Genomic DNA, 15353 nt, shown 5'->3' on the forward strand with positions numbered 1-15353 from the left:
GAGGCGCGATGGCAACTCAATGGATCATCGCGCCGTTCGGAGCCTACTTCCTGCTCCTGATCGGGATCGCGGTGTTGCGGGCGCGGCGGATGCGCAATATGTCCGATTACGTGCTGGGGGCACGGCGCCTGGGCAGCTTCACGACTGCCCTGAGCGCCGGTTCGTCGACCACCAGCGCCTGGACTATGCTCTCGCTCCCGGCGCTTGCCTACGTCGGCGGGGCAGTCGCCTGGTGGATACCGGCGAGCGCGGTTATTGGAATCTGGTTGAGCTGGTCGCTGCTGGCCAAGCGGTTGCGCCGCTACACCGTCGAGGCGCGCGATGCGCTCACCATTCCAGAGTTTTTCGAGACTCGCTTCGACGACCGCTCGGGGGCGCTTAGAACCCTGGCATCGCTGGTCACCATCCTGTTCGTGGTCTTCTACATAAGTTCCGGGCTGGTGGGGGGTTCGAAACTGCTCGAAACCATCTTTGGCATCGAACCTATTGCCGGCGTCGTATTGACCCTGGCCGCGGTGGGCTCCTACACCCTCATCGGCGGATATCTGGCGGTTTCACGGACTGATGTTTTCCAAGCCCTGCTGATGCTGGCCAGTCTCCTGCTGATCGCGGTGACGCTGGCACTGAACCTCTCCCCCGCCATCGGGGCCGAGGGCCGGACCGGGTTCTGGAACCCGTTCAGCGATGTTGACGGTGAAATACTGACGCCCTTGTTCTTCCTGTCCACCGCCGGTTGGGCATTGGGGGCATTCGGTGCCCAGCGGATTCTGCAGCGATTCATGGCCCTGGAAAGCCGCGCCCGGGTTGAAGGCAGCCGCAACATCTCCATCGTTTGGCTCATCGCCGTATACGGTCTGGCCCTGGCGGTCGGCCTGATGGCCCATTCCGCCCTCGCCGACGCCGGCCTGCTCGATCAGCTCGGGGACTCAGAGCGCGTCTACTTGGTAGTTTCGGAGTACTTTTTCCATCCCGCGGTCGCCGGCCTGCTGTTGACGGCGGTGATCGCGGCAGTCATGAGCACCGCCGATTCGCAGCTGCTGCTGGCCTCGGCGGTCGCGACCGGGGACCTCCCCGGGATCCGTGAATATGCCGCTCGCATCCAGGAAAAATCGCGTGTTTGGCTGGGCCGGGCGCTGCTGGTGGTCATCGGCTGCGTGGGAGCAGCCATCCCGATCCTGCATCCGGAATCGATCTTCGAATTCGTCAGCTACGCCTGGGGTGGGATGGGGGCAGCGTTCGGGCCGGTCACGATCCTGGCCCTCTACTGGCGGCGCTTCAATCGCTGGGGCGCGATCATTTCGATCCTGTCAGGGACCCTGGTGGCCTCCATCTGGGCGCTGCAAAGCGGTGGTCCGGGGGGCATCTGGGACGTACAACCGGCCACGCCGGGATTCATTGTTGCGATGCTGGCCGGGGTTGTAGCCTGTCTCCTGACCGCCCCGCCCTCGGACCGGGTGCTCAATCTATTCGACCGCGCCACCGGCGCAACAACCTGATTCGACTGGCATGAATCGCGCCGGGCCCGGAAAGATCTTGCTGGCCGGGGGTCTTGTATGAATCCGGGTCCACCGAATCGCCGTTTCGCAAACCGGGCCGCAGCAGGGCTATTCGCGTCAACTCGCGAGCGCCGCATGTGGTACCTGGTGCTAGCGGTGATTGCGGCGATCTTCGCGACCCTGGGGTTTGGTGGCTGGTTGGCCGGGGAGCTGGCCGCCGCCGGGTTGCTCGAGGCGGCCGCGGCGTTCATATTCCTGGCCGGCATGATCCTGGTTGCCGCCACCGTTCTCGTCCAGGGCCTGAACCAAAGGCCGAGCGGTCTAAACCTGGTAATCGCGGTCGGGGCGACCGCCATGCTGCTGATGCTGTTCCTGCGCACCGCGGTGCTGGCGGAACGCTCGCACCTTGTGGAATACGCGGTCCTGGGTGCATTCGTCTATGCCGCGCTGGCCGAACGGGTCGCCGGGGGCCGCCGGGTGCCCTTCGCCTGGCTCTGGGCGCTCGTGCTCACCACCCTGGTCGGGACGCTCGACGAGTTGGTGCAGCTGTTTATCCCTGGCCGCCATTTCGATCCGGTCGACATCCTGTTTAATTTCCTGGCCGCGACGTTTGCCATCGCGGGCCGCGCCGGCATCGGCTGGACCCACCGCCGCATCGGACGGAAATCTGGTCCCTAGTCCGCGGGAGAGAGTGCCCGCGCCGCGGCCGATTCCGGAAAATTTTGGTGACCCGACGGGCATGATTGGCCGGTTTGCAGATTTGGGAGGTTGATCAGTGGGCGGCAGATGGTCCAGTCGCTGGACGGCTGCGGACATCCCCGAACTGAATGGGCGGATCGCCCTGGTGACCGGGGCCAGCAGCGGGACCGGATACGCCGCCGCGGTCGAACTGGCCCGGCAGGGGGCCGAGACGATCTTGGCCTGTCGCTCGCCCGAACGGGGCGGGGCCGCCCTGGCCGGGTTGCAGGCATCGGTGCCGGGAGCGCGCGCCAAGTTGATGGATCTCGACCTGGCCTGCCTGGAGTCGATCGCCGGTTTCGCCGACGAATTCCAGCGACGTCATTCAAGTCTCGACATCCTGGTCAACAACGCCGGAGTAATGGCCGCGCCCTACCTGCGGACCCGCGACGGGTTCGAGCTCCACGTCGGGATCAACCACCTGGGCCACTTTGCCCTGACCGGACGTTTGCTCGGCATGATCGCCGGAACCCCCGGGTCGCGTATCGTGACGGTGAGCAGCCTGATGCACCGTTTCGGGCGGATCGATCGCGAAGGGCTGATGCACTCCGAAGCCAACTACTCCACCTGGGGCGCGTACGCGCGCTCGAAGCTCTACAACCTGCTGTTCGCCTATCACCTGGAGCGCCTTTTCAGCCGGGCCGGGATCGACGCCGCTTCGCTGGCCGCCCATCCCGGCTACACGGCGACGAATCTCGGCAGCCGGTTCGGGCGAAGGCGCCCGCGCTGGCGACAGTGGCTGCGAAGCAGGCTGATCCAGGGACCGCCGATGGGGGCCCTCCCGATACTGCGCGCGGCCACCGCGCTGGAAGCGGTCGGCGGGCAGTATTACGGCCCGCGGGGCCTCTTCGGCGAACGCGGGCACCCGGTCCTGGTTTCGTCTTCACGGCTGTCCCGCAGCGAGCCGCATGCGCAACGGGTCTGGGAGATGTCGGCGCAGTTGACCGGCGTCGAATTCGCCGGTTTGCACGCGGATCGGGACGTGTGAATGGTGACCGCTCGGGTTCGGACTGGTAAAGAACCCTCGGCAGCGCAACCGGTCGGCGCCGACGGCGGCCGCCGATGAGGTTTGCCTTGCTCGGGCTCTCGCACGAGACCAACACCTTCTCGTCAGTGCCGGCCGACTACGCCGCGTTCGAGCGGGAGGGGATTCTGCGCCACGGCCAGATCGTGGAGAAATTCGGGCGATCGCAGGCCACCCTGGCCGGATTTCTTGAAGCCGGCCGGGAGCTCGGGTTCGAAGCTGTCCCGTTGCTGCACGCCCGCACCGGCCCGATCGGACTAATCACCAAGGACGCGTTCGACCGGATAGTCGGCGAAATGATCGACATGCTGAGCGACGGGGGTCCCTGGGACGGCGTTTTGCTGGCCAATCACGGCGCGGCGGTTTCGGAGGAATACCCCGACGTGGACGGCGAAATCGCGGCCCGGGTCCGCAACGTGGTCGGTCCGCAAACCCCGGTCGGGATGGCCCTCGACATGCACGGAAACATCTCGCCGGCGACGATCCGGGCAACCGACGTCGTGACCATCTATCGCACCAATCCGCACCTCGACGCCCTTCAGCGAGGCTTCGAGTGCGCCGAATTGATTTACCGAACCGCCAATGGCGAGATCCGGCCCCGGCAGTGGCTTGAAACGCCCCCGCTGGTCATCAACATCGTGCGCCAGTTCACCGGCGAAGAACCCATGCGGGGGCTGGTCGAAGACAGCCTGGCGGTCCAGTCCGAGCCCGGAGTTCTGTCGACTTCGATCGCCGAAGGCTATCCCTACGCCGACGTGGCGGAAATGGGGATGTCATTCCTGGTCGTGTCCGACGGCGATCCGGGCCTGGCCCGCCGGCGGTGTACCTGGATGGCTAAACGCGCCTGGGAACGTCGGGCCGAAATGGACGCGAAAATACCCGGCATCGATGAAGCGCTTGCGATTGCCGCCAGCCACCGACCGGACGACCGCGCGACCGGCCCGGTGGTCTTGATGGACGTAGGCGACAACATCGGCGGGGGATCGTCGGCCGATTCGACCCACATACTGAGCCGGGCGCAGCAACTGGGGATCCGCGGCCTGCTGCAGACCCTTTACGATCCTGTCGCGGTGCAGGCCTGCCTGGTCGCCGGCGTGGACAGCAAGGTCGATCTGATGGTCGGCGGCAAGACCGACGGATTGCACGGCGCCCCCGTTTCGGTCAGCGCCAGGGTCGTCGGGATTTCGGATGGCAAGTACGAGGACAGTGGTCCCACCCATGCTGGCTACCGGTTCTTTGATTCCGGCACGACCGCGGTGCTCGAAACCTCCGACGGACACACCCTGGTGCTGACCAGCCACCGGGACGGCAATACGTCCCGCGAGCAGATGTACGCGGTCGGCATCCGGCCGGAGGAGTACCGCATAGTGGTGGCCAAAGGAGTCGTTTCGCCGCGACCCGCTTATGAACCGATCGCATCGCGGATAGTCCTGGTCAATACGCCCGGGCTCACCAGCGCCGACCTCTCAACATTCGATTACTGTCGTCGGCGCCGGCCGCTATATCCCTTCGAGCCGGAGGCGCAGTACCGACCGACCTGACCTGGAAGGCGCCTGGGCAGAAACAGTCCGCCGCGTGGCGGACATGAACCGCCGGCGCTTACCGGCCGCGATCGGTTCAGTGGCAGCCCGCTCTGCTCGATTCGCCGTTTCCGGTCAATCCGTCTTCGCTGAGAATGCTCTCGATTTCGCCGGGCAGACCGAGCGCCGGGTTGTTTTGGAAGAAACCGTCCGGCTTGAGCATGAAGCCGATCTTGTGCGCCGGCATGACCGGCCATTCCTCGGTGCGCGGGATGTGCGTGTGGCCGAACGTGTACCAGACGACAAGGTCGGTATTGGCAAGCGGGCGGTCCTTGCCCGACCACCTGGCGAGCCCGGCATCGCCGGGCCGCTGGTTCGGGTAGTCGCCAGCCGCAAACCGTTCGGCCGGATCGTAGGCGGTCACCCACAGATGGTGCCGCAGGAATCCGGCCCGCCGTGAAACCGCCGCCGCCTCATGGGCCAGTGGAACCGAATTCTCGCCCGGAACCAGGCGGTAACCGGTCGGCTGTCCGGTGCGGTTCCGGGTGTTGGGGTTGACGATCTGCCAGTAGCGACTGGCCGAGGGATCGCAGCGTCGGCGTGCAACCGCTTCCGATTCGAGGGACTTGGGTCGGGCGACGAAGGCGTTCAGATGGGGGTTGCCCTCGCCCGGCGGCAGGCCGACCGCATCCACCTCCAGGACGCTGTTGCCCGGCCCGTCGACGTCCAGGTCCATCCGGACGTTGAAGAAGTGCTGGTGCACGGTGGCGCTGAGGCGGGGCGCCACTTCCACGCCGTGCATCGGGCGTTCACCCGGCGCCAGCGCCGTGACGCTCGGTATACCGGTGAGTTTTACTTCGAGTTCCAGGGATCCGTCCTGGCCAAAGATCCAGTAGAAGCCATATTCGTAGATCCCGACGGTGGTTATGAACGAGACCACCAGCCGGCGCGATCTGCGGACTTCCACGTCGCCGGTGCGCCAATCGGTGTGCTTCCAGAGGATGCCGTCATCCTCCTCGTGCAGGCATATCGCGTTCTTTATCGTCCTGGGGTTGCCGGAGGAGTCGACCATGTGGGCGTCGAGATAGCGAATCTCGCCCAGGCAATCGCAACCCAGGGCCAGCGAATTCGCGGTCACACCGATCCCGTATTCGCCCACGTCGAATGCGTTCTTGCGGTAGCTGGTGATGCCGGGGTCGCCGTAGGGCACCAGCATTTCCGAGACCGCGGCGCGGTAAAGGATCGGTCGCAGACCGGCGCCATCCTCGTATCCAACCGTGTGCAGGACAAGCCCCTCGCGGGCGTTGAATCCGATCCGGAACCGCCATCCCTGCCAGCGGATTTCCCGGCCGCAGATGGTAAATCCCGGCCCCTGCGGTTGGGTTATCTGGAGCGGGCTGGGCGCCGGGCGCGTCGGGGCAACGTAGCGACCGGTCCAATTGGCCGGTTCCGGCGGGAGCGGGACCGCCCCGTGGTCCTCCACCCGGACGACCTCCATCCGATTCAGGTCAATGATCGTCAGAAGGTTTTCGATCGGGCGGGCGTAACCGTTGTCGTGCGACTCCGCCCGCGCGTAGGCCAGCGCCCGGACCAGCCTTCGGCCCTTATCGCCGGCGGGTTCGTCGCCGTAATGGCCGGCCGACCACGGATCGAGCATCACCAGGTCGGGATCGCTCACGCCGCGTTTATTGATTGCGGCCAGAAACTCCGGGCAATTGCGCGCCACCCGTTGGCATTCGGCGGCCTCGTCCGGGGTAATCGCCGGTTGCACCCCCTCGATCACCCGCCAGCTTGCGATTTCCGCACGGTTAAGGCAGACCATGACTTCGACGCAATCCCCGCTTTCGCGATCCAGCAGCACCGCGCTCGCCTGGCGATCGCAGTCCGCGCCCGGATCGTAGGCAAGCACTTCGGCCTTCGGAGGTTCGCGCACTTCGACGCTTATGAACCGCGGCGCTTTCGGGGCGCGAGCGTCGACACGGATCAGGCCCACCACCGCGTCAATCTCCACGGTAGTGAGCGGATCCAGCGGGTGAACGCCGGCGGTTGCGGCGTCTAAGCGACGCGTGGGGTTGGAAATGCTCATGTCTTCGTCGATTCGATTCCCCGCCGCAGGTCCCGGGCGGCTGCCTAACCAAGCGCGCTCGGCGCTGGTCCGAGTCAATTATTTGCTGGCAGAGCGGGGAACGCTGGCGGTTCCCTCGCCGCCCAGATGTCTGGGCCGTGGAAGAATCTGCCCGTGAACAGTCCGGACGCGGAGTCATGCATGAATCAGGGCCCGAAGATTACCGCCGTGGAGATCACCTCGTTTGAATTCCACCTGAACCAGATGGGACGCGACCACAACGGCTTCAACCTGGTATTTGAGCCCGGCGGGAAGCTGCGGCAGGAAGGCAGCATCCTGCAAATCCACACCGACCAGGGCGTCAGCGGCGAATTCCCGATCGGCGCCGGGCCGGCCGAATCACAGGTCCGGATGTGCGCAAATTACCTGATCGGTAAGGATGCGACCGCGCGCGAACAGATCTACAACGATCTCAAGCGCGGACTGCGGCACTTCGACAAGCTGGCGGTGGGCGTGATCGACATCTGCCTCTGGGACATCGCCGGAAAACTTTACGGCGAACCGCTGTACCGGCTGCTCGGCGGGAGCCGGCGCCCGCTGCCGGCATACGCCTCCACCCTGCACGGTGACGAGAACGGCGGGCTATCTGATCCGCAGCAGTTTGCCGAGTTCGCCGTTCAGTGTCGCGAGATGGGTTATCCGGCATTCAAGATCCACGGCTGGGGCCTGGCCGCAAGGCACATAAAGCGCGAGATCGACAACATTCTGGCCGTGCGCGCCGCAGTCGGACCGGACTTGGAGCTGATGCTGGACCCGGCCTGCGAGATCGACACGTTCGGGCAGGCGCTCGCGGTCGGTAGGGCCTGCGACGAAGCCGATTTCTTCTGGTACGAGGACCCATTCAAGGATGGCGGCGTATCGGCGTTCGCGCACCGCAAGCTGCGGCAGCTGCTCAGCACTCCGATCCTGCAAACCGAGCACGTGCGCCTCCTGGAACAGCACGTCGACTTCATCCTGGCCGAGGGGACCGACTACGTGCGGGCCGGGGCACACGAGGACGGCGGCATTACCGGCGCGCTCAAGATCGCTCACGCCGCCGAGGGATTCGGCCTGGACGTCGAATTCCACGGTCCGGGGCCGGTCCACCGGCACCTGATGTCGGCGATTCGCAACACCAACTACTACGAATTGGGCCTGGTGCACCCCCGTGTTCCGACCACCAGGGCGTCGGTCTACCTGGACTACAACGACGATCTGGACGGGATCGATTCGGACGGAAACGTGTATGCCCCGCAGGAACCCGGGATCGGAGTCCAAATCGACTGGGACTGGATCGGCGCACACCGGACCGGCCACTGGCGGATCGACTAGGCCACGGCGCAGGCCGATGGCGACCCGAGCCCGCCCGCGCGGAGCCGGCGTCGGCGGTAAGTCCCGGGGGCTATCTGATTAGAAATCGCAGCGCATGGGCCGGTGAATCCGGCAGCGGAACCGACGGCCGGAGCAGGAGGCGTCCGTCGTCGTAGCTGGCCGGCGCCGCGGCGCTCGACCCGAGCAGGGTCGCGTGCCGCAGCCGTCCGGGCAGGTCCAGCCGCAGGCTGATTCCGTCCGGGCCGGGCCGGCCGAGCACGATCGCGTAAACGGCATCGCCCTTGGCGGTGAAGCGGACTGGCATACCGTCTTCGGTTTCGCCGGTGGCGCGCACCCATGGCCGGGTGCCGAATATCGCCTCGCCGTTTCGCTCCAGCCAGGCGCCCAGGCCGCGCAAGCGTTCCGCCTGGATCTGCGGGATGCTCCCGTCGGCCCGCGGCCCGACGTTGAGCAGCAGGTTGCCGTTCTTGCTGACGATGTCGCAGAGCAGGTGGATCAGGTCGGTCTCGGATACGGTGTGCTCGGCGGTCTCGGACCGGTTGTACCCGAATGAATAGCCCAGGCCGCGACAGGACTCCCACTTGTAGGGAGCGATTTCGTCTAGCTGGGAGTATTCGGGGGTCGTGAAGTCGTGATGGCGCCTACTCGAGCCGGGCTTGCGGGTTTCGAAGCGGTCGTTGATCAGGCCGTCGGGATGGTCGTTGTAAAAGTCGGCCACGATCGCGGCCAGGTCCGCCTGTTCCGGGTAACCGATGTCGTTCCAGAGGATGATCGGATCGTAACGCTCCCGCAGCTCGCGCCAGTGCGCGTCGGCGTAGGCGGCGAATTCGGGTGTGTGATTGATCGTCGCGCCGACCAGCTCCTGGGATTTGATGGGTGTCGGGTTGAAGCTCCAGTCGAGTCCGCCCGAGTAATAGAGCCCCATGCGCAGACCCAGGCCGCGGACCGCGTCGGTCAATTCCCCGACCAGGTCGCGTTCGCTGCAGCGCCGATCGGGCGGCAAATGCGGGTTCTCCACCCGGCTGGGCCAGAGGGTGAAGCCATCATGGTGCTTGCTGGTCAGCACCACGTAGCCGGCGCCGGAGGACTTGAACAGCTTCGCCATTGCAAGCGGGTCCCATCGCCGCGTCCGGGCATTGAATTCCTCGGCAAAGTCCATGTAGTCGAAGCCGTCGCCGAAGGTCGTCCGGTGGTGCTCGAATGTCGGTGAGCCCTCGATCCGGAGCGTATTCAGATACCACTCCGAATATGGATTGTTGGCAAACCACCGGTCCCAGTCGACGGTTCCGAATTCACCTACCGGCGTCGCCCAAGCCGGAACCGAGAAAAGTCCCCAGTGGACGAAGATCCCGAGCTTGGCGTCGTGGTACCAATCCGGTACCCGGTGCATGCGGATGGATTCCCAATTGGGTTCAAATCGCACATCTTGCTGGGCATTGCTCATGCAGGGGACTTCCTTCAATGCTGCGGATCGAAATCACCCCCGCCACAATCGCTCTCGGGTTTGGCATCGGGATCTCGCGCGGACTCGGCAACGCTCTGCAAGGGATGCCCTCGGCGCATGCCGTTAAATGATCTTCGCTGCGCGACGGCGGATCCGGCGGGACCTGCGCCGGGTGACCCGGCAACCGCGACCCGGTCCGGTTCGGCGTCAGGCACAATCTCCGGGATGTCGGTCCTCAAGATGCACGGCCGGCGCGAGGACGTTCGAGGAGTCGCAAATGGATGACTGCCCAATCGAGAAAGTCGATGCCGGGCACGAACCGACGATGGCCGAGCGGTTGCTGTCGCCGGACCGCGAGCGGTGGGCGGATTCGGCGACGGTGCTTTCACACCTGGGGATTGCGTCCGACGCCCGAATCGCCGATATCGGATGCGGTCCAGGGTATTACACGGTCCGTCTGGCGGGCGTCGCCGGCCGCGGCTTGGTCTACGCGCTGGACGTTGACCCGGACATGCTGGAGCTTTGCCGCCTGACCGTTTCCAAATCCGGCCTGAAAAACGTCCTCGTCCGCCGCTGCGGGGAATACGAATTCGGTCTGGAGGACATGACGCTGGACCTTGTATTCCTTTCCTGCGTGGTCCACCACGCCGATGACCACGTCCGGTTCCTGGTCGCTGCGCGGCGGCTGCTCAAGGCCTCCGGACGATGCGCAATGCTGGAGTGGGTTGAGCGCGAGTCCGATTTCGGCCCGCCGCGGGAGCGGCGCATCGGACACGACCGGTTGATGACCTTGGCGTCCGAGGCCGGGTTTGCCGGCCTCGAGTACCACAGCCTCAGCGAACACCAGTACCTTGTGTTGGCCGCTTCCGGCAACTGAATTGACGGTGCCCTTTTAGGCCGGGCCGATCCCAGCGCCCGGCGCAGCCGCGCCGGCCCGGTGCGGACCCGATTCGCAGCCGCGTTACTGCCCGCGTTTGCTGGTGGGCAGGAAGGGGACCAGCCGCGCCGCCAGCGATGAGAGGTTGCGGGTCTGGACCCACACTTGGCCCTCGCCAGTGAACCGCATCACCAGTCCCTCGCCGCCGACCAGAAGGGACCGCAGGCCGCCGACTTTGCCGATCGTGTAGTCGACGTCGTCGCTAAATGCGACCAGGTGGCCGGTGTCGACCACCAGCTCGCTGCCCGGTTCGACGGCCAGTTTCTTGATGGCCCCGTAGGAGTTGTAGTAGACCGTCCCCGCGTCGCCTTCCGAGAACGCGCGCAGAAAGAAGACGCTTTCGCCGCTGAAAAACCCGCGAAAGCCCTGGAATTGCGAGTCGGTCTGGACGTTGGCGCTGCAAGCCATGAATGAACTGGCCTGAATGAACAGGTTCTGGCCGGGTTCCAGATCGAAGGTCCCGATGTCGCCCGGCGTCGCAGGCGCCAGGCTCACCTGGCCACCTCCGGATTCGGCGGTGAACGTATTGATAAAGAACGACTCGCCGCCCAGCATCCGTTTGAATCCGCTCACCAGGCCGCCCCCGGCCGACCCGGTCTGCATTGACACTCCGCGCTGGGCGACCATCGCGCCCGGCTCGGCCTTGATGCTTTCGCCCGGATCAAGATTGACCGTAAGCAGCGCGTAGGCCGGATCGAATTCGATGTGGGTCTGCATTCTGCAACTTCCCTGTGGTTTCCGGACCGGCAGTCGGACCGGTGTCGCTAATTCAAGCTACGAAACCAACGATTTGCCGGATTCATCTGCGGCCGCGCCGCCACGGCGCTCACCGGCGGGCCGCCGGACCCAGGCGATAGCGGCAATAATCTGCACCGAGCAGGAAAACCAAGAACACTCCGCGATGGCGCCAGCATCAGCAACCGACAAGCCGCCGACACCGGTCCGGATAGTCGTGCCCGGCGACTTCCCGCCGCAAATCCAGGGTTCGCCGCACCTGGAGCTTTTAGACGGCTACGGGGACGTGAAGATCTACCGCGACCTGCCGGCCGACGTCGCCGATCTGGTCGCCCGCTCGCGCGGGGCGGAGGTGATCATAAACACCCGAAGTTCGGTCGCCTGGCCGGCCGCAGCGCTGCGCCGGTTGCCCGAACTGCGGCTCATCGCAACTTGCTCAATCGGTGTCGACATGATCGACCTGGCGGCCGCCCGCGACTGCGGCGTCGCCGTATGCAACCTTCCCGGGCGGACTGCCCCGGTTGTCGCCGAACACGCCGTGGCCCTGATGTACGCGGCCGCCCGCCGCCTTGCCGAGCAAACCGCCGCGATTCGCTCCGGCGAATGGCCTTCCGGGCACTCCATGTCGCTCCGCGGCAAAACCGTCGGCATTGTCGGAACCGGCAACATCGGGGCGGATTTCGCCCGCGTCTGCAATGCGCTGGGCATGCGTTGCATCGCCTGGACTTTCAATCCCGACCCGGAGCGGGCCAAGCGCCTCGGCGTGCGCTACGTCGAATTCGACCAGTTGCTTGCCGAAGCCGACGTGGTTAGCCTGCACCTGCGGCTCAGTCCGCAGTCGCAGGGATTGATCGGCCCGCGCGAATTCGGGTTGATGAAGCCCGGCGCGCTTTTCGTGAACGTCAGCCGCGGCGGGCTTGTCGACGAGGCGGCGCTGGTCGATGCCCTTCGCTCAGGTCATCTGGCCGGGGCCGGACTGGACGTGTTTGAACCCGAGCCGCCCCTGCCGGACAATCCGCTGCTGGCCTGTCAAAACGTGGTGTTCAGTCCGCACGTGGCCGACATGACCCCGGAGGGGGCCGACCTCCTGAATGAAGGCGCGGTCGAGAATGTGATCGCTTTTCTGCAGGGCCGCGCCCAGAACCGGGTGGCCTGATCGGGGCCGGCCCATTTCCGATAGAAAGCAGCCTGATTTGGACCAGCGCCTGTCGCTCAACCGCCGCAACTGGAACCAGCGCACCCCGGTTCACGCCGGTTCGCGTTCCTACGACCTGGACGGTTTTCGAGCCGGCCGCCAGTCGCTGCGCCCGATCGAACTTGAGGCGGTGGGGGATGCCGCCGGGCGCAGCCTTTTGCACCTGCAGTGCCACTTCGGCCTGGACACGATTTCCTGGGCGCGGCTGGGGGTCCGCGCCACCGGCGTGGACTTCTCCGACCGGGCGATCGCCCTGGCCCGTGAGCTGAACGCCGAAGCCGGCACCAACGCCAGGTTCATCTGCTCCGACGTCTACTCCCTGCCGGCGGTCCTGAAGCAACAGTTCGATTGGGTCTTCACGTCTTACGGGGTGTTGGCCTGGCTCCCCGATCTTGCCCGCTGGGCTCAGGTCGTCCACCGCCACCTTGTGCCCGGCGGGTCGTTCCTGATCGTCGATTTCCATCCGCTGCTCAGCACCTACGAACCCGCCCCGCAGGGTCATGAGGTCGCCAATTCCTATTTCCATCACGAACTGGCGGTTCCCGGCAACCAGCCCACTTATGCCGGCGGCGGGCGAATCGAATCGCCCTGCTTTGAGTGGCAGCACAGCCTCGGAGACGTGGTAAGCGCGCTGTGCGATACGGGTCTTGTGATCGAATCCTTGACCGAGTTTCCTTTCTGCTACTACCGGGCTCTCCCGCACATGGTCCGCGGCGCCGACGGTTGGTGGCGGTTTCCCGAAAACAACGATTCCATTCCCCAGATGTTTTCGATCAAGGCCCGCAAGCCAAAAACGCGATGAAGCGCAATCCGGCCGGACTATTGGCCCGGTTACGCGTCCTCCGGCGTAACTGTCTCCCTGGAGGTGGGTGGCGGTGGCGAGTACCCGCACCGTTCGTTGGCCCACCGGGCGGCCTGCCGGTTGGCGGCGGTGATCCTGGCCAGGTTTTCCCGGTCCTCCCGCTCCAGTTCGTCGAGCAGCCCCCGCCGGCGCGCTCGGTTACGCTGGTAGGCGCCGCAGAGGTGGAATCCCACGCAGCCCGGGTTCTCCAGAAGGGCCCCCAGAACCTCGGCGTACCAGTTCCCGTCGTTGGCGACGAAACCGTCGCCGTCGACCTCCCCTTGGCCGGCCGCATCGGCCAATAGCACCGGTTTCCCGGTGCGGCGGTGCCAGCGGTCAAGGTGCTCGGCCGGCCGCTGAAAGTCCTGGAAAGAGAGCACGTCCACATACGGCAGGGCGGCGTCGACGACCTCGCCGGGGATGCGGGCGTTGGCCTCGTAGCGGTCGCCGAGGATCAGGTGGCCCGGATCGTAGCGCCGGATCGCATCGAGAGTCGTCTTGTAATAGCTCCGCGCCAATTCGGTCAATTCGCGCCTGCCGCTGGCGCTGGTAAGGAGGTCCGGATCGAAGATCGGTCCCCGCCACCGGTTCTGCGGCAGGTCGTGCACCCAGGTCGGGCAGTCGCTGTAGAAGTAGCCGATCAGATTTGGGTCGCCGGACAGCTCGGCGCAGTGCGATCGGGCGACGTAGTCGACCCAATCAGTCCAGTCCGGGCTCCGGTAATCGAAGTGCCGGGTGTGTTGTTCCCACTGGTGGGATTCGGTAAACGGCAGCAGATGACAGTACGGCATCCCCAGGGCGCGGTACTCCTCTGCGGTGAACGAACGTGAATGCCGCCAATGCCTGACGGTCACTTCCTGCACCCAGCCGACCGTGTTGAATCCCCGGCGGCGCAGGTTGGGGGCCACCGACTCGCGGATCCAGCGGATCGTGTCGCCACCGTAGCGTTCTTGCCAGACGTGGAGGTTCTCAGGGTAGCGCAGGCTGGCCGGGTCGATGTGGTTCAGCCCCAGCGAGAAGAATGGCCCGCCGCCGGGTTCGATCAGCCACCAGCGCCCGGCAAGCCGGCCGACGGTGAATACCCCGCTCGGGTTGACCTGGGTCGTCACGCTATCGGCCGGCGTGACAGTTCTCGCCGTCGGCCGGCCGGACCCTGGCCGCGATCAACGCGCCGCCGCGGTGCCCGCCCCCAAGCCAGCAATCAGGCTACGACCCGGCCGATCTCCGGCCAGCCGCGCCAGGTGCCTTCGAAACCGGCCACCCGGTAGTCGGCATCGCAGTACCAGAGTTCACCGCCGCGGATCGACAGACCGTGCGGAAACGCGTCCTCGGCGCCGAAGGTGATCCGGTCAAGCTCGCTGCCGTCCTCGACGGCGTACTTGACGATCAGGCGATCCCCGGTGTGCGCGCACCAGATCCCCTCGCCCTCGCGGGCCAGTCCGTGCAGTCTCGGCAGCTTGACCGGGAAGGTGGCCAGGACTTGGTAGCTGTCCCCGTCCACAAGGTGCAGCGCCAACGGATTGAATCCGGTGACCCAGATATTCCCGTCATCCCATTCCAGGCCGTGCACGCCCCCTCCGTCCGGCGTCCGGAAGCGGTCGACCATTTCCCCGGATTCGGGATCCAATTTGAGCACCCAGCCCAGGCCGGTGTCGCTGGGCCGGGGCGGTCGAACCGCGGTCTTGCCGTTCGATGCGGTCCAAATGAATCCCCCGCCGGAGGCGATCCCGGAACCGTTCTCGGTCGGTGTCGGGATGCGGCGCTTAACGTCCCCGCCGGCGTCCATGACGAATACATCGTCGGTCTTTTGATCCATCACCAAGAGTTCGTCGCCCGCCCACTGCAGTCCATTGGGATGCACGCAGGGCGAATCGAATTCCTTGACCGTTCTCACGCTTGCCGGCTCCGCGTCTTCAAGGCCCACTCTGTCAGGTTACCGATCCGACCCCGGAGACTTCCCCCGCGCCTCCCCGCACGTTGCCGTTCC

At 65.6% G+C, this 15353-nt stretch carries 12 protein-coding genes and 1 pseudogene; 8 read left to right on the top strand and 5 right to left on the bottom strand.

Annotated features, from left to right (window positions below):
• The first annotated feature begins 8 nt into the window (after window positions 1-8).
• From F4X41_00830 to F4X41_00845, 4 genes are all read left to right on the top strand, one after another.
• Complete coding sequence (locus F4X41_00830; GenBank protein ID MYB15572.1) at window positions 9-1496, top strand: sodium/proline symporter; 1488 nt, start codon at window positions 9-11, stop codon at window positions 1494-1496.
• Window positions 1497-1553: 57 nt separating this feature from the next.
• Window positions 1554-2174, top strand: a complete 621-nt coding sequence (locus F4X41_00835; GenBank protein ID MYB15573.1) for a VanZ family protein — start codon at window positions 1554-1556, stop codon at window positions 2172-2174.
• A 97-nt stretch (window positions 2175-2271) separates the two neighbouring features.
• Window positions 2272-3222, top strand: a complete 951-nt coding sequence (locus F4X41_00840; GenBank protein MYB15574.1) for an SDR family NAD(P)-dependent oxidoreductase — start codon at window positions 2272-2274, stop codon at window positions 3220-3222.
• A gap of 74 nt (window positions 3223-3296) precedes the next feature.
• On the top strand, window positions 3297-4799 hold the full coding sequence (locus F4X41_00845; protein MYB15575.1) for a M81 family metallopeptidase: 1503 nt from the start codon (window positions 3297-3299) through the stop codon (window positions 4797-4799).
• A gap of 76 nt (window positions 4800-4875) precedes the next feature.
• Here F4X41_00845 and F4X41_00850 read toward each other — a convergent pair whose 3' ends face one another.
• Window positions 4876-6864, bottom strand: coding sequence for a primary-amine oxidase (locus tag F4X41_00850; GenBank protein ID MYB15576.1), 1989 nt, complete (start codon window positions 6862-6864; stop codon window positions 4876-4878).
• 180 nt (window positions 6865-7044) lie between these two features.
• Between F4X41_00850 and F4X41_00855 the strand changes: the two genes are divergently transcribed.
• A complete protein-coding gene (locus F4X41_00855) occupies window positions 7045-8214 on the top strand; it encodes a mandelate racemase (protein MYB15577.1) in 1170 nt (389 codons plus the stop codon).
• 70 nt (window positions 8215-8284) lie between these two features.
• On the opposite strand, the gene F4X41_00860 is transcribed toward F4X41_00855, so the two are convergent.
• The gene (locus F4X41_00860) at window positions 8285-9658 is read right to left on the bottom strand and encodes an alpha-L-fucosidase (GenBank protein ID MYB15578.1); all 1374 of its coding nucleotides are present in this window, start codon (window positions 9656-9658) and stop codon (window positions 8285-8287) included.
• Between the two features lie 127 nt (window positions 9659-9785).
• On the opposite strand from F4X41_00860, the gene F4X41_00865 reads away from it, so the two are divergent.
• Window positions 9786-10535, top strand: a complete 750-nt coding sequence (locus tag F4X41_00865; protein ID MYB15579.1) for a class I SAM-dependent methyltransferase — start codon at window positions 9786-9788, stop codon at window positions 10533-10535.
• A gap of 84 nt (window positions 10536-10619) precedes the next feature.
• Here F4X41_00865 and F4X41_00870 read toward each other — a convergent pair whose 3' ends face one another.
• Entirely contained in the window at window positions 10620-11312 is a 693-nt protein-coding gene (locus tag F4X41_00870) for a TIGR00266 family protein (protein ID MYB15580.1), read from the bottom strand.
• Between F4X41_00870 and F4X41_00875 the strand changes: the two genes are divergently transcribed.
• Entirely contained in the window at window positions 11299-12486 is a 1188-nt protein-coding gene (locus F4X41_00875) for a hypothetical protein (protein MYB15581.1), read from the top strand. The genes F4X41_00870 and F4X41_00875 overlap by 14 nt on opposite strands.
• Window positions 12487-12523: 37 nt before the next feature.
• Window positions 12524-13327 carry a class I SAM-dependent methyltransferase gene (locus F4X41_00880; GenBank protein ID MYB15582.1) on the top strand — a complete coding sequence of 268 codons (804 nt, stop codon included), beginning with the start codon at window positions 12524-12526 and terminating at the stop codon, window positions 13325-13327.
• Between the two features lie 113 nt (window positions 13328-13440).
• Here F4X41_00880 and F4X41_00885 read toward each other — a convergent pair.
• Window positions 13441-14475 (bottom strand): annotated as a pseudogene (locus F4X41_00885) (agarase).
• Window positions 14476-14567: 92 nt separating this feature from the next.
• Window positions 14568-15260: a hypothetical protein gene (locus F4X41_00890; protein MYB15583.1), complete on the bottom strand. Its 693-nt coding sequence runs from the start codon at window positions 15258-15260 to the stop codon at window positions 14568-14570.
• Window positions 15261-15353 lie beyond the last annotated feature (93 nt).

This window comes from Chloroflexota bacterium, assembly GCA_009840625.1.
GTDB lineage: Bacteria > Chloroflexota > UBA11872 > UBA11872 > VXNJ01 > VXNJ01.